Source organism: Stenotrophomonas sp. YJH_SMC_101-4 (assembly GCF_059370395.1).
In genome coordinates this window covers 566,202-581,658 of the sequence record NZ_JCAFTP010000002.1, presented here as the reverse complement: position 1 = coordinate 581,658, position 15,457 = coordinate 566,202, and the positions used below count along the sequence as shown (strand labels likewise).

The 15,457-nt window shown below is 67.3% G+C and carries 11 protein-coding genes and 1 tRNA gene; 5 read left to right on the top strand and 7 right to left on the bottom strand.

Translation table 11 applies throughout. The features are described from left to right. The first annotated feature begins 41 nt into the window (after positions 1–41). Positions 42–126 (top strand) — tRNA-Leu (locus AC5P8D_RS08845). Positions 127–451: 325 nt separating this feature from the next. Next, positions 452–730 carry a hypothetical protein gene (locus AC5P8D_RS08840; RefSeq protein ID WP_010486261.1) on the top strand — a complete coding sequence of 93 codons (279 nt, stop codon included), beginning with the start codon at positions 452–454 and terminating at the stop codon, positions 728–730. A gap of 111 nt (positions 731–841) precedes the next feature. Here AC5P8D_RS08840 and emrB read toward each other — a convergent pair whose 3' ends face one another. Genes emrB through emrR form a run of 4 tightly spaced genes read right to left on the bottom strand, consistent with a single transcriptional unit; the run spans position 842 to position 5,562 of the window. Next, positions 842–2,428 carry a multidrug efflux MFS transporter permease subunit EmrB gene (emrB, locus tag AC5P8D_RS08835; protein WP_019336959.1) on the bottom strand — a complete coding sequence of 529 codons (1,587 nt, stop codon included), beginning with the start codon at positions 2,426–2,428 and terminating at the stop codon, positions 842–844. 7 nt (positions 2,429–2,435) lie between these two features. Then, positions 2,436–3,617, bottom strand: coding sequence for a multidrug efflux MFS transporter periplasmic adaptor subunit EmrA (gene emrA, locus AC5P8D_RS08830; RefSeq protein ID WP_010486273.1), 1,182 nt, complete (start codon positions 3,615–3,617; stop codon positions 2,436–2,438). An 11-nt stretch (positions 3,618–3,628) separates the two neighbouring features. Beyond that, positions 3,629–5,122, bottom strand: a complete 1,494-nt coding sequence (gene emrC, locus AC5P8D_RS08825) for a multidrug efflux transporter outer membrane subunit EmrC (RefSeq protein ID WP_053442751.1) — start codon at positions 5,120–5,122, stop codon at positions 3,629–3,631. Continuing rightward, positions 5,119–5,562, bottom strand: coding sequence for a multidrug efflux system transcriptional regulator EmrR (gene emrR / locus AC5P8D_RS08820; protein ID WP_005415875.1), 444 nt, complete (start codon positions 5,560–5,562; stop codon positions 5,119–5,121). Before emrR ends, emrC begins: the two co-directional genes overlap by 4 nt. Before the next feature lie 172 nt (positions 5,563–5,734). On the opposite strand from emrR, the gene AC5P8D_RS08815 reads away from it, so the two are divergent. Together AC5P8D_RS08815 and parC are read left to right on the top strand one after the other, a co-directional pair. Next, positions 5,735–6,616 carry a helix-turn-helix domain-containing protein gene (locus tag AC5P8D_RS08815; RefSeq protein WP_010486276.1) on the top strand — a complete coding sequence of 294 codons (882 nt, stop codon included), beginning with the start codon at positions 5,735–5,737 and terminating at the stop codon, positions 6,614–6,616. A gap of 59 nt (positions 6,617–6,675) precedes the next feature. Next, positions 6,676–8,919, top strand: coding sequence for a DNA topoisomerase IV subunit A (parC, locus tag AC5P8D_RS08810; RefSeq protein WP_109813781.1), 2,244 nt, complete (start codon positions 6,676–6,678; stop codon positions 8,917–8,919). 244 nt (positions 8,920–9,163) lie between these two features. On the opposite strand, the gene bfr is transcribed toward parC, so the two are convergent. After that, positions 9,164–9,652, bottom strand: coding sequence for a bacterioferritin (gene bfr / locus AC5P8D_RS08805; RefSeq protein WP_010486279.1), 489 nt, complete (start codon positions 9,650–9,652; stop codon positions 9,164–9,166). A 123-nt stretch (positions 9,653–9,775) separates the two neighbouring features. Here bfr and AC5P8D_RS08800 point away from each other — a divergent pair, with 123 nt between their 5' ends. Beyond that, entirely contained in the window at positions 9,776–12,103 is a 2,328-nt protein-coding gene (locus AC5P8D_RS08800) for a penicillin acylase family protein (RefSeq protein WP_159359951.1), read from the top strand. Between the two features lie 123 nt (positions 12,104–12,226). Here AC5P8D_RS08800 and AC5P8D_RS08795 read toward each other — a convergent pair whose 3' ends face one another. Further along, a complete protein-coding gene (locus tag AC5P8D_RS08795) occupies positions 12,227–13,615 on the bottom strand; it encodes a cation:proton antiporter domain-containing protein (RefSeq protein ID WP_159359950.1) in 1,389 nt (462 codons plus the stop codon). Between the two features lie 131 nt (positions 13,616–13,746). Beyond that, positions 13,747–15,438, bottom strand: coding sequence for an asparagine synthase B (gene asnB / locus AC5P8D_RS08790; RefSeq protein WP_159359949.1), 1,692 nt, complete (start codon positions 15,436–15,438; stop codon positions 13,747–13,749). Between the last annotated feature and the right edge of the window lie 19 nt (positions 15,439–15,457).

Genomic DNA, 15,457 nt, shown 5'->3' with positions numbered 1-15,457 from the left:
GACACATCCTCTGCCGTACCGCACAATTCGTCTCCTGAGTCGCCCAGGTGGCGGAATTGGTAGACGCACTAGTTTCAGGTACTAGCGGGTAAAACCGTGGAGGTTCGAGTCCTCTCCTGGGCACCACGACTCAAGATGATCAAACCCGCGAAAGCGGGTTTTTTCGTTTCCGGGGTTTGGCGAGCGTGGCATCGCATCTACCGCTCGAACTGTCGTATCTCGCACCACCCAGGCGTCACCCGCTGGTGCATACCTCCTCCCGGCGCGTCGTCACCAAACCCTGAACGGCTTTCTTCTGGGTCGCATTTCACATTGCGCGTTCAATTCGTAATTTTCCTAGTCGGAGATCTACCCGATTCCTTTTCGGTGGAAGGCAGATTTACGGGAGCCGGTTGCAGGTCTATCGCCACGACCTGACCAGCGCCCTCCCCTTTCCCCAAAGGACGCCCCAATGCAGCGCAGCATCATCTGCCCTCACTGCCACACCGGCTCGAACCACGGCGTACGCGTATGCGTGGGATGCCAGGCCGAGGTCCACTACGGCGCATCGAAGGAGGCCGTAATGTTCGTCTTTGTCGCCGCCATCATCTGCGGCGCACTGGTCGGCAGCCGATTGCAGGCCACTGCCGGCTGGATCACGTGCGGCGCCGTACTTGTGGCGGGAATGTGGGCCATTTCCCGATTGTTCCGTGATCGGGTGGTGTTCAAGCGCATCTATCGCACGCGCTGAACCTGCGCCGCTGCACTCCCCCAACGGCAGGGCCCGTGCGACCCGCGTTGCACAAACAAAAACCCCGCCTTGCGGCGGGGTCAAAATACAGCACGTGTTTCCAGGGAGTTTTCAGTGCCCGCCGCCGGCCGCCGCACCTGCGCCTGCACCGAACGGCGGTTTGGCCAGCCACAGGAACGCGATGATCGCCAGGAAGATCCAGCCCAGCAGGAAGAAGATGTCGTTGAAGCCCATCTGCGATGCCTGGTGGTTGATCATGTTGTTCAGTACCGCGGCACCATGTTGCAGGTCGCCCTGCCCCATCGCCGTCACCTGGTCCTGCATGCCCGGCTGATAGACCGAGATGTGCTCGGTCAGGTCAGCATGGTGCACCTGGGTGCGCCGCGCCCACAGCCACGTCGTCAGCGACGCCGCGAAACTGCCGCCCAGCGTACGCAGGAAGGTGGCCAGGCCGGAGCCCGCCGCGATCTCGCGCCCATCCAGGTCCGACAGCAGGATCTGCAGCACCGGCATGAAGAACAGCGCGACGCCGATGCCCATGATCAACTGCACGCCGGCCACGTGGGTGTAGTCCACCTGCAGGTTGAAGTTCGAACGCAGGAAACTGGTCATCGACAACACGATGAACGCGACCGTGGCCAGCATGCGCATGTCGAAGCGCGATGCGTACTTGCCCACGAACGGGGTCATGATCACCGGCAGGATGCCGATCGGCGCCGTCGCCAGGCCCGCCCAGATCGCGGTGTAACCCATGTCACGCTGCAGCCACTGCGGAATCAGCAGGGCCACGCTGAAGAACGCCGCGTACGCCACCACCATCGCCAGCGTACCGGCGCGGAAGTTGCGATGCCGGAACAGCTTCAGGTCGACGATCGGATCCTTGTCGGTCAGTTCCCAGATCAGGAACACCGTCAGCGTGACCACAGCCACACACGCCAGCACCACGATCTTCATCGACGAGAACCAGTCCTCGTCATTGCCCAGGTCGAGCACCAGCTGCAGCGCACCGACACCGATCACCAGGGTGACCAGGCCGACATAGTCCATCTTCGGCTTCTCGATGTGCTCCGGGCGCCCCTTCAACTGGTTGCCCACCACCAGCGCGGCAAAGATGCCCAGCGGCACATTGATCAGGAAGATCCATTCCCAGCTGTAGTTGTCGGTGATCCAGCCACCGAGGATGGGGCCGCAGATCGGCGCAACCACCGTGATCATCGCCAGCAGCGCCAATGCCTGCCCACGTTTCTCACGCGGGTAGATCGAGACCAGCAGCGACTGCGTGATCGGGTACATCGGGCCGGCCACGAAGCCCTGCAGCGCACGCGACACCACCAGCATGCCCATGCTCTGCGCCAGGCCGCACAGCAGCGAGGTGATGACAAAGGCCAGCGTGGCCCAGACGAACAGCTTGCGTTCGCCGAAACGGCGGCTGAGCCAGCCGGTCAGCGGCAGCGCGATGGCCGTGCTGACCGCAAACGAGGTGATGACCCAGGTCGCCTGCTGCGAACTGGCACCGAGATTGCCGGCGATGGTCGGCAGCGAGACGTTGGCGATGGTGGTATCGAGCACCTGCATGAACGAGGCCATCGCCAGGCCGACGGTACACAGGGCGACGCTGGGCGGCAGGAACCCGGAGGCCGCACCCGGCGCCGCCGGTGCACCCGGAGCGCCGGGCGCGGCTGGAGCTTGTGCGGACATGGCGACCTCAGCCCACCTTCGCCTGCTGCTGCGGCAGGTTGCCCTGGATGATCGTATGGATCACCTCGTCGGCATCATGCAGCTGCTTGGCATACACGTCGGTGTCGAACACCGTGCCCTTGGCCGCAGTGCTCGGCAGCACTTCGCCCTTCTGGTCGCGCAGGCTCACTTCAGCCTTCATCGACAGGCCGATGCGCAGCGGGTGTTCGGCCAGCTGCTTGGCATCGATGGCGATGCGGACCGGCACGCGCTGCACGATCTTGATCCAGTTGCCGCTGGCGTTCTGCGCCGGCAGCAGCGAGAACGCCGAGCCGGTGCCCAGGCCCAGGCTCTGGACGCGACCCTTGTACTTCACGTCACCGGCGTACAGGTCCGACTTCAGCTCCACTTCCTGGCCCAGGCGCATGTGGCGCAGCTGGGTTTCCTTGAAGTTGGCTTCGACCCACATCTGCTCGGTCGGCACTACCGCCATCAGCGCGTTGCCCGGCTGCACGCGCTGGCCGACCTGCACCGAACGACGGGCAACGTAGCCGGTGACCGGCGCGACGATGCCGGCGCGGGCGTTGTTGAGGAAGGCCTGGCGCAGCTGCGCGGCGGCCGCCTGCACGTCCGGCTGGGTGGCGATCACGGTGTCGTCGACCAGCGCGCGGTTGCGCTCGACGGTCTCGCGCGAACCGGCCACGGCGGCTTCGGCAGCGGCCAGCTCGTCACGGGCATGGGCCAGTTCTTCATTGGAAATGGCGCCGGTGGCGGCCAGATCCTTGCGGCGAGCGAAATCTTCGCGCACGCGCTTCAGGGTCACCTGGCGCGCGTTCAGGTCCGCCTGCGCACCTTCCACGCTGCGGTACAGGCCACGGGTCTGGCGCACGGTCTTGGCCAGGTTGGCTTCGGCCTGCTGCAGCGCCACCGACGTGTCGGACGGGTCCAGCTGCACCAGCAGCTGGCCGCGCTCCACGCGCATGCCGTCATCGGCGTTGATGGCGACCACGGTACCGGCCACCAGCGGGGTGATCTGTACCTGGTTGCCCTGCACGTAGGCGTCGTCGGTCTCTTCGAACCAACGGCCGAACATGAAGTACCACAGCGCCAGTGCGGCAAGCAGCAGCACGACGATCACGAACAGGCCGCGCAGCAGGTTGCCGCGGCGGTTGGAGGCGGCCGGGGCCGCAGTGTCTTGGGTCTGGCTCATGGCGGAAGTCTTCAGGAATGCGAGGAATCGGAATGGGAGGCGATCGGTGCGCGGTCGGCGTCAGCGGGCTGGAAACCACCGCCCAGCGCCTTGCTCAGGCGCACCGAGGTCTGCACCTGCTGCGACTGCAGGCCGGCCAGCTGCTGCTGCGACTGCAACAGCGTGGACTGCGCGGTCAGCACGTCCAGGTAGCTGCCGATGCCGGCGCGGTAGCGCTGCTGGGCCAGGTCGAAGGCCGAGCGTGCGGTGTCCACGGCCTGCTGCTGCGAATGCGCCTGCTGCGCCAGCGAGCGCACCGCGTTGACCTGGTCGGCCACGTCGCGCAGCGCATCGAGCACGGTCTGGTTGTAGTTGGCCACCGCCAGGTCGTACTGCGCATCGGTGTTGGCCAGGTTGGCGCGCAGCTTGCCGCCTTCGAAGATCGGCAGGCTCAGCGCCGGGCCGATGTAGGCGAAGGTGGAACTGCTCTTCAGCAGGTCACCCACGTTCGGGGCGACCACGCCGGCCAGCGCAGTCAGGTTGAAGCTCGGGTAGAACTTGGTCTTTGCCACCTTGATCTGCTTGTCGGCCGCTTCCACGCGCCAGCGCGCGGCGACGATGTCGGGGCGACGGCCGAGCAGTTCGCTGGGCAGCACGCCCGGCAGCTGCAGCGCCACCGGGTTCAGCGGCTGCGGGCGCTGGATCGACAGGCCACGGTCCGGCCCCTTGCCGACCAGTGCAGCCAGCGCGGTGCGGGCGGCGTCGATGCGCTGCTGTGCGGCCTGCACCTGCTGCTGCGCGGCCGGTACCCGGGCCTCGGCCTGGCGCACCTGCAGGTCGCTGTCGATGCCGGCGCTGCGGCGCTGGCGAGTCAGCTCCAGCGATTTCTGCGAGCGGGCCAGTTCTTCTTCGGCCACATCATTGAGCTGCCACGCATAGGCGAGGTCGGCATAAGCCTGGGTGATGCCGGTGGACAGGCTCAGGCGTGCGGCCTGCGCCTCGACGGTGGCGGCATGCGCACCGTCCACGGCGGCTTCCCAGGCAGCGCGCTTGCCGCCCCACAGGTCCACGCCGTAGCTGAAGTCGAAGGCGACCTGGCTGCTGCCGCCGTAGCGGCCGCCCATCTCGCTGCCGACCATCGACTCGGGCAGGCGCAGGCCGGTGTAGCCACCGGACACCGACAGGCTGGGCAGTTCATCGGCACGTGCGGTGCCGACCTGGGCCTGGGCCTGGCGCAGACGCGCGTCGGCGGCGTCCAGGCTCGGGTGGCCGGCCAGGCCCTCGGCAACCAGCGCGTCCAGCTGCGCATCGCCCAGCGCCTTCCACCAGTCCTGCGCCGGGAAGCCGGTGGCGCTCAGGTCGGTGTCGGCCAAGGTGCGTTCGCTGTGCAGGCTGTCCACGTCAAGCACGTGGCCCTGCGGGTTGAGGCCACGACTGCTGGCGCAGGCGGCCAGGGCCAGGGCCAGCGCTGACACCAGCAGCGCGCGCCCGGACCGGCGGAGAGTGGAATGCGGGATCGGGTTCATGGGGTCGTCAGGGAATCGCGGATTCGGGTAAGGAGGGACAGCAGCAGCGTGCGCTCGTCGGCGGAAAGATCACGCAGGGCGTAATCCATCACCGCGTCGCCACGCAGCTTCAGCCGCGCCCACAGCGCGCGGCCTTCATCGGTCAGTACGATCTGCAGCGCCCGCCGATCCTGCGCATGCGGCTCGCGGCGGACGCAGCCCAGCGCCTCCAGCTTGTCCAACAGGCGGGTCACCGCACTGGGCACCTGGTCGATGGCCTGGGCCAGCTCGTTGGCCGTGCACGGGGCCATGTTGGAAAGCACCTTCAACCCGATGTAGTGGGTGAAACCGATACCCAGGTCTTCTTCAGCCATGGATGCGTCGAGTTGACGGACCAGGCCGTCGCGCACCTGGCGCAGCAGCAGGCCGAAGCTGGGGGGAGTGGTTGCAGGACAGATCATGGGGGAGCATTCTCTTCCAAAAAAAATATTTCTCAATGGAAATATTCGATCTGGCATCGAATGCTGTGTTGCAGCAGTGGGCTGGATCAATGAAGGCGCCTACCTTAATGATCTGGTCAGGTGGCCCGGTAGTACAATTCAGCCAATGGATGACACATTTCAGCCAGCGGATATGATGAACAAGGCAGAAATTCCCCCTTCCAAGCGCCTGCTCAGGGATGACGCACTGGACTGGTTCGAGCGCAATGACGGGCCACCGGCTGTCGCCTTCCGCTTCGACAGCCCGCAGGGATTGGTCCGAGAAGTGGATTGGCATCATCACCAGCGCGCGCAGCTGATCTGCGTGGAGCGCGGCCTGTTGACCACCCGGACCTCGCACGGGACATGGTCACTGGCGCCGGGCTCGGCCGGCTGGATGCCGCCGCTGGAGCCGCATACGGTCACCCTCGACGGCCCGCTGCGCGGCTGGGGCATGGCACTGGCCGCGCCGGCCTGCGCCACCCTGCCTGCCGATCCCTGCGTGCTGGGCCTGTCCAAGCTGGCGCAGGCGCTGGCCGATCGCATCTGCGAATGGCCGCTGGGCTATGACACCACGCCCGAGCGCCAGCACATCATCGAGGTACTGCTGGACGAGATCCGCACCGCGCCGCGCCAGCGCATGCATCTACCGATGCCGCACGACCGGCGCCTGCTGAAGATCGCCTCGCAGCTGCTGGCCGACCCCTCCGACGAGCGCAGCCTGGCCGAATGGGCGCATTGGGCCGGCCTGTCGCCGCGCAGCCTGACCCGTCACTTCCGCGACGAGACCACGCTCAGCTTCGCCCAGTGGCGGCAGCAGGCCCGCTTGTCCGAGGCCCTGCGCCAGCTGACCGACGGCCGCAGCGTGGCCGACATCGCCCACGCGCTGGGCTTCAGCAGCGCCAGCGCCTTCGTCACCGTGTTCCGCCGCCACTTCGGGCTGCCGCCGGGGCGCTACCTGGCACGGGCCGGCCACGGCCTGGAAACTGGGCTGGACCCTGCACGCGGCTTGGCATCCCCCGCCGCATCCGGATAATCACAGGATTGCGAGCGGCGACGCCGTCGCCGCCTCCTGACAACAGGTAACAACGCCGCATGACCGAACTTGCCCGCCCCGTGTTCCACGGATTCGAACAACTGCCGCTGCGCGAGTACGCCGAACGCGCCTACCTCGACTACTCGATGTACGTGGTCCTGGACCGCGCCCTCCCGTTCATCGGCGACGGCCTGAAGCCGGTGCAGCGCCGCATCATCTATTCGATGAGCGAGCTGGGCCTGAACGCCGCGTCCAAGCCGAAAAAGTCCGCGCGCACCGTCGGTGACGTCATCGGTAAGTACCACCCGCACGGCGACAGCGCGTGCTACGAGGCGCTGGTGCTGATGGCCCAGCCGTTCTCGTACCGCTACCCACTGATCGAGGGCCAGGGCAACTTCGGCTCCAGCGACGACCCGAAGTCGTTCGCGGCGATGCGTTACACCGAATCCAAGCTGACCCCGATCGCCGAAGTGCTGCTGGGCGAACTGGGCCAGGGCACCACCGACTGGGCACCGAACTTCGACGGCACCCTGCAGGAACCGACCTGGATGCCGGCGCGGCTGCCGCACCTGCTGCTGAACGGCACCACCGGCATCGCCGTGGGCATGGCCACCGACGTGCCGCCGCACAATCTCAACGAGATCGTCAGCGCGCTGCTGCACCTGCTGGACAACCCCGATGCCAGCGTGCGCGACCTGTGCGAGCACGTGCAGGGCCCGGACTATCCGTCCAGCGCCGAGATCATCACCGCGGCCAATGACCTGCGCAACATCTACGAGACCGGCAACGGCAGCGTGCGCGCACGTGCGACCTTCACCAAGGAAGCGCACAACATCGTGGTCACCGCGCTGCCGTTCCAGGTGTCGCCGTCGAAGGTGATCGAGCAGATCGCCGCACAGATGCGCGCCAAGAAGCTGCCGTGGCTGGAAGACATCCGCGATGAGTCCGACCATGCCAACCCGGTGCGCGTGGTGCTGGTGCCGCGTTCCAACCGCGTCGACGCCGACCAGCTGATGGGCCACCTGTTCGCCACCACGGACCTGGAACGCAGCTACCGCGTCAACCTCAATGTGATCGGGCTGGACGGCCGTCCGCAGGTGAAGAACCTGAAGATGCTGCTCAGCGAATGGCTGACCTTCCGCAGCAACACCGTCACCCGCCGCCTGCAGCACCGCCTGCAGAAGGTCGAGCGCCGCCTGCACCTGTTGGAAGGCCTGCTGGTCGCCTTCCTCAACCTGGACGAGGTGATCCACATCATCCGTACCGAAGACGAGCCGAAGGCCGCGCTGATCGCGCGCTTCGGCCTGTCCGAGGAACAGGCCGAGTACATCCTGGAAACCAAGCTGAAGCAGCTGGCCCGCCTGGAGGAAATGAAAATCCGCGGCGAGCAGGATGAACTGGCCAAGGAGCGCGAGAAGATCCTCGGCATCCTCGACAGCAAGGCCAAGCTGAAGAAGCTGATCCGCGATGAACTGACCGCCGACGCCAAGAAGTTCGGCGACGCACGCCGTTCGCCGCTGGTGCAGCGCCAGGCCGCACAGGCCATCGACGAGACCGAGCTGGTGCCGAGCGAGCCGATGACCGTGGTGCTGTCGGAGAAGGGCTGGATCCGTGCCGCCAAGGGCCACGACGTCGATGCGTCCGCCCTCTCCTACCGCGACGGCGACGGGCTGCAGGGCGCGGTGCGTGCGCGCAGCACGCAGCAGGTCGCGTTCCTCGACAGCGAAGGCCGCGCCTACTCGACGCCGGTGCACACCCTGCCCTCCGCACGTGGCAATGGCGAACCGCTGACTGGCCGCTTCTCGCCGGCAGCGGGTACCAGCTTCGTGACCCTGGCCAGTGCCGAGCCGGACACCCGCTTCGTGCTGGCCTCCAGTCATGGCTATGGCTTCGTCACCCGCTTCGAGAACCTGATCGGTCGCAACAAGGCCGGCAAGGCGATGCTGAACCTGTCCGCAGGTTCGTCGGTGCTGACCCCGTCGGTGGTCGCCAATGTCGCCACCGATCGCATCGTGGCAGTGACCAGCTCCGGCAACCTGCTGGCGATCGCCGCCAACGACCTTCCGGAACTGGACAAGGGCAAGGGCAACAAGATCATCGAGATCCCGAAGGCCAAGCTCGCCACCGAACGCGTGGTCGCCATCGTGGCGATCAGCCCGGGGCAGACCCTGCAGGTGCGCAGCGGCCAGCGCACCATGGGCCTGAAGTTCAACGAGCTGGATGCCTACCTCGGCGCCCGCGCCACCCGCGGCCACCTGCTGCCGCGCGGCTGGCAGAAGGTGGAAGGGTTGTCGGTGGAGTAAGGCGCCCGCCTGGTGGGTGTCAACCTCGGTTGACACGCCTTGCCTGACGTCAGACACGAAAAAGCCGGGGCATTCCCCGGCTTTTTCGTTGTCGGCTGGCGGGCGGTGGAGCAGCTGGCTGGCGAAAGCTGGCTGGCGGTGCTCCGGTGCTGGCGGGCGACAGAACTTTGTAGAGTCGAGCCATGCTCGACTCGGATCCAACAGCAGCCGAGCATGGCCCGGCTCTACAGAGAGCGGTGCCGGCTCAGTGCGCCGGGGCGCCGTTGCCGTCGATCTTGCTCAGCTGGTACAGCTCCAGGCCGATGCGCTTGATCAGGCCCAACTGCTGCTCCAGCCACCAGGCGTGGTCTTCCTCAGTGTCCTTCAGCTGCGCCAGCAGGATGTCGCGGCTCACGTAGTCGCCGTTCTCTTCGCACAGCTTCATGCCGGCGGCGAGATTGTTCCGAACCGCGTATTCAGTGTCGAGATCCTTCTGCAGCATCTCTTCCACGGTCTTGCCCGGCTCGGTGGCATGCGGGCGCATGTCCGGGTCGCCGCCGAGGAACAGGATCCGGCGCAGCAGCGCATCGGCGTGCTGGGTTTCCTCTTCCATCTCGTGGTTCAGGCGTTCGTACAGCGCGAACAGGCCCTGGTCCTCGTAGCGGCGGGAATGGATGAAGTACTGGTCGCGGGCTGCAAGCTCGCCGCGCAGCAGTTCCTTCAGGCAGGCGATGACGTCCGGGTTGCCTTTCATGGGGGGCTCCTGTGAATCGATGTGACATAGGGTGCCGCATTTCAAAATACGGTGATCTAATCGGAATCAGTCGCAGTTGCGCCTGCGGCTACAATCGGCCCACGAGTTCGGAAAGGACGTGCGATGCGACGTACATGGCGTTGGGTGCTGGGCGTGTTGATCGCCATCGTGCTGGTCACCGCACTGGTCCTGTGGCTGCTGCTGCGCGGCAGCCTGGCCGATCTGGACGGCGAGCATGCGCTGCCGGGGCTGGCCAAGCCGGTCACCATCGAGCGCGATGCGCTGGGCGTGGTCACCATCACTGCGGGCAGCCAGGCCGACGCGATGCGCGCATTGGGCCGCGTGCATGCGCAGGAACGTTACTTCGAGATGGACCTGATGCGCCGCAGCGCCGCCGGTGAGCTGTCGGCGCTGTTCGGACCGAAGGCCATCGACGCCGACAAACGCATGCGCGTGCATCGGCTGCGCGCGCGCACCGAGGCGAACCTGCAGGCCGCGCTGGGCGGCAACATCGAAGCCGTGAGCGCCTATGTCGGTGGGGTCAATGAGGGCCTGGCCGATCTCTCCGTGCGCCCATGGGCCTACCTGCTGCTGCGGCAGTCGCCACAACCCTGGCAGGCCAGCGACAGCGTGCTGACCGGTCTGGCCATGTACGCCGACCTGCAGGATCCGAACAACCAGACCGAGCTTGCGCTCAGCCGCATCCGCGCAGTGGTGCCGCCCGCGCTGTACGCGCTGATCGCCCACGACGGCACCGAATGGGATGCACCGCTGTTCGGCGAACCGACCGGCAACGCCACGCTCCCCGATGCCAGCCAGCTGGATCTGCGCACGTTGAAGGGGACGCCAGGCACCGGGCAGGAAGAGGCCGATGTCATCGGCAGCAACAACTTCGCGGTGGCCGGTGCACTCACCGCCGACGGTCGCGCGATCGTCGCCGACGACATGCACCTGGGCCTGCGTGCACCCGGCCTGTGGTTCCGCGTGCGCCTGCGCTATCCCGACCCGCAGGCCGCGGGCGGCCAGGTCGACGTCACCGGCTTCTCGCTGCCGGGCCTGCCGGCGGTGATCGTCGGCAGCAACGGGCACGTCGCCTGGGGCTTCACCAACAGTTACATCGATACCGCCGATTACCGCACTGAACCGGCCAACGCCGCCGTGACCGTGCATGAAGAACGCATCGCCGTGGCTGGCCAGGCCGACGTGCTGTTCCCGGTGCGCGAAACCGCCTGGGGCCCGATCCTGCATACCCATGCCGATGGCAGTGGCGATGCGCTGCGCTGGGTCGCCCACCTGCCCGGCGCGGTGCGCCTGGACTTCGGTGACCTGGCCCGTGCCGGTGACCTGGACGGTGCCCTGCAGTTCGCCGACCACGCCGGCATCCCCGCGCAGAACCTGGTGGTCGGCGACCGCAGCGGACGCATCGCCTGGCGGCTGATCGGCGCCCGCCCGGATCGCGGTCCGGGCTGCGCGCCGGCCGGCTTCAACGCCGCCCACAACCAGGACTGCGCCCCCTGGCCGATCCGCAGCGATGCCTCGCCAGCATTGATCGATCCCCCCAACCATCGCCTGTGGACCGCCAACGGTCGCGTCCTCGACGGCGAGGCGCTGGCTACCGTCGGCAACGCTGGCTATGACCTTGGCGCGCGCGCGCGGCAGATCCGCGACCTGCTGGCGATCCAGGAGCGCTTCGACGAACACGACCTGCTGGCGATCCAGCTCGACGACCGCGCCGTGTTCCTGCAGCGCTGGTGGGCACTGCTGCATGACGTCATCGAAGGCAGTAACGATCCTGCGCTGAAGCGGTTGAAGTCCGTCAGCCACCAGTGGGGCGGCCGGGCCTCGGCCAGCTCGGTCAGCTACCGGGTGGTGCGCGCGTTCCGCACGCAGGTGATGGATACCTTGTCCGATGCACTGCTGGCCCCGGCCAACGCGCAGCTGGGCGATGACTATCTGGATCCGCGCCTGGCGCAGCTGGAAGGTGTGGCCTGGCCGATGCTGCAGCAACGCCCCGCCAACCTGTTGCCACCGGCCTACGACAGCTGGGACACGCTGCTGCTTGATGCCGCACGCCGCACCGAGAGCGAGCTGGCCAAGCAGGGCCCGCTGGCCAAGCGCACCTGGGGCGAACGCAACACCGCGGCGCTCTGCCACCCGATCGCACGGGCGTTGCCCGAGGTTGCCAAGCGCTGGCTGTGCATGCCCGCCGACCAGCTGCCCGGCGACCGTGATATGCCGCGGGTGCAGACGCCGAACTTCGGCGCCTCCGAGCGCATGGTGGTCTCGCCCGGCCACGAGGCCGACGGCATCGTGCACATGCCCGGCGGCCAGAGCGGGCACCCGCTGTCGCCGTACTGGGGCGCCGGCCACGAAGACTGGGTGCATGGGCGGCCGACGCCGTTCCTGCCCGGCAAGGCGCAGCACACGATGACGCTGGTGCCAGCGCGCTGACGGCGGCACCCACATGCCCAAGGGTGCGCTGCACGCTGTAGAGCCAAGCCCATGCTCGGCTGCTTCTGGCGCGGAGCCGAGCATGGGCTCGGCTCCACAGAATGTCGGCGCGGCGCTACCGGGTCAGCCCCTGCGCCGCTCGATCAGGTTCAGCAGCGGCCCGGTCATCGCCGTGGTCACCAGCGCCATGATCACCAGCACTGCAAACAGGCGGTCGCCGAGCAGGCCCAGCTCGTAGCCCAGGTTGAGCACGATCAGCTCCATCAGGCCCCGGGTGTTCATCAGCGCGCCCAACCGCCACGCCTCGCGCGTGGGCATGCCCGCACTGCGTGCGGCACTGAAGGTGCCCAGCAGCTTGCCGGCCGTGGCTACCGCGATCACCACCGCGCACAGCACGATGTCGCTGGCCTGCAGCGCATCGGCGCGCATGCGCAGGCCGGTCATGGCGAAGAACAACGGCAGCAGCAGGGTCACCGCAAACGGCTCGACGCGGGCCATCAACAGGTTGCGCAGCTGCGCGTTGGACGACACCGCCACCCCCGCAGCGAATGCACCGAACAGCGCATGGATGCCGAGCATCTCGGTGATCAGGGCACTGCCCAGCGACAGCAGCAGCATGCCGAGCAGCCAGCGCCCTTCACGCCCCGGCACGATCTGCTGGCGGGCGAACCACGGCTTCACCAGCCCCAGCATCAGCGCCACGAAGGCGACCACGCACAGCAGGTTGAGGCTGGCCGGCAGCCATCCGCTGGCCTGTGCAGCCGCCACGATCAGCGCCAGCAGGCACCATGCGGTGGCATCGCCCAATGCCGCGCAGGCGATGGCGGTCTGCCCCAGCGGTGTCTGCGTGATACCGCGGTCGGCAAGGATGCGCAGCAGCACGGGGAAGGCCGTGATGCTCATCGAAATACCAACGAAAAGTGCGAATGCAGTGAAGCCCACGCCCTGCGGGCCGTGCTGCGGATACAGCCAGATTGCGAGGGCGACGCCGAGCACGAACGGCACCGCGATGCCGGCATGACTGACCGTGAAGGCGAAACACCGGCGCCCGCGCAGCGCCGCCAGGTCCAGCTCGGCACCGGCCACCAGCAGGAACATCAGCACACCCAGCTGGCTGAGCATGCCCAGCGGGCCCAGCGAACTGACCGGGAACAGGGCACCATGCAGCTGCGGCAACAGGCTGCCGAGCACCAGCGGGCCCATCATCAGGCCGGCCGCCATCTCGCCGATCACCGCCGGCTGGCCCAGCCGCTTCAGCAGTGCGCCCGCCCCCTTGGCCACCAGCAACAGCACCAGCAACTGCAGCAGGAACAGGCCCAGCGGCGAGGCCAGATGCTGCGCCCAGCCGCCCTCGGCCACAGCCGTAGCGCGGGCAACCGCAGCGGGTGCAGCAGGGCCAGCGAAGCGTGCCAGCAGTACACCGGCAAGCAAGGGCAGCGCGGCCCACGCCAGATAGCGCCATCCCCACTTCATCGGCGGCCGTTGGCTGCCGCGCGGTACGTCCATGAACATTCCCCAATGTGCAGGGCGCCGATGATACGTCGCAAAAAGGGGACGGAGGAGATTAAGTCCTCCTTGTGCTCGCCGGGCGTGGCCCGGCGCTACCATCGCTCGGTAGCGCCGCGCCGTGCCCGGCGGAAGCATTACGCCAGGGCTTGTTCGTGCACGCCGACGATCGCGCGGCCGGAAGGGTCGGCCGCCGCCGCAAAGCTGGCGTCCCAGGCAATGGCCGCCGGCGACGAACAGGCAATCGACTTGCCGCCCGGCACGGTCTCGGCGGCCGCGCGGCTCGGGAAGAACTGCTCGAACAGGTGGCGGTAGTAGTACGCCTCCTTGGTCTGCGGCGGGTTGTGCGGGAAGCGCTTGTCGGCAGCCGCCAGCACACGGTCGCTCACCTGCGCTTCGGCATGCGCCTTCAGCCCGTCGATCCAGCCGTAGCCGACGCCATCGCTGAACTGCTCCTTCTGGCGCCACAGGATGCTGTCCGGCAGGTAGCCATCGAACGCCTCGCGCAGCACCGCCTTCTCGATGCGACGGCCACCGAACCCGGCACCGACCATCTTGTGCGCGGCATCGAAGCGCATCGCCACGTCGAGGAACTCACGGTCGAGGAACGGCACGCGCGGCTCCACGCCCCAGGCCATCATCGACTTGTTGGCACGCAGGCAGTCGTAGTTGTGCAGGGCGTCGAGCTTGCGTACCAGCTCGTCGTGGAATTCACGCGCATCCGGCGCCTTGTGGAAATACAGGTAGCCACCGAAGATCTCGTCGCTGCCCTCGCCGGACAGCACCATCTTCACCCCCATCGCCTTGATCCGTCGTGCCAGCAGGAACATCGGCGTCGATGCACGGATGGTGGTGACGTCGTAGGTCTCGATGTGGCGGATCACTTCCGGCAGTGCATCCAGGCCTTCCTCGAACGTGTACTCGAAGCCGTGATGCACGGTGCCGAGTGCCTCGGCGGCGATCGCGGCGGCGGCCAGATCAGGCGAGCCCTTCAAACCGATCGCGAACGAATGCAGCCGCGGCCACCAGGCTTCGGTCTGCCCACCATCCTCGATGCGGCGACGCGCGTAGCGTGCGGCAACTGCCGCCACCAGCGACGAATCCAGGCCACCGGACAGCAACACGCCGTACGGCACATCGCTCATCAGCTGGCGTTCCACCGCATGCTCGAACGCCTGGCGCAGTTCGGCCAGATCGGCCTGGCGGCCCTGCACGTCGGCATAGTCGCGCCACGGCTGCTGGTAGTAGCGCACCAGCTCACCACGGGCACTGTCGAAATAGTGGCCCGGCGGGAACTGCGCGACGTCGGCACAGGTATCGACCAGCGCCTTCATTTCCGAGGCCACGCGCAGGCGCCCCTGGGCATCGTGGCCCCAGTACAACGGCACCACGCCAACCGGATCCCGCGCCACCAGCACGCGTCCGGCAGCACGATCCCACAGGGCGAAGGCGAAGATGCCGTTGAGCTGCTCCAGCCACTGCGCCGGCGATCCGCCCTGGCGGTACAGCGCGTTGATCACTTCACAGTCCGAACCGGTCTGGAAGTCGTAGGCGGTAGTCAGTGCGGCCTTCAGTTGCTGGTGGTTGTAGATTTCGCCGTTGACCGCCAGCGCCAGCTGGCCATCGGCCGACAGCAGCGGCTGCGAACCACCGGCCGGGTCGACGATGGCCAACCGCTCGTGGACCAGCAGCGCGCCTTCGTCGAGGTACACGCCGCTCCAGTCCGGGCCACGGTGGCGCTGGCGCTGCGACAGTTCCAGCGCATGGCGGCGCAGGGCCGGAAGATCGTCACCGGCCTGCAGGCCGAAGATTCCGAAGATCGAACACATGGGGGAGCTCCTGTTGGGG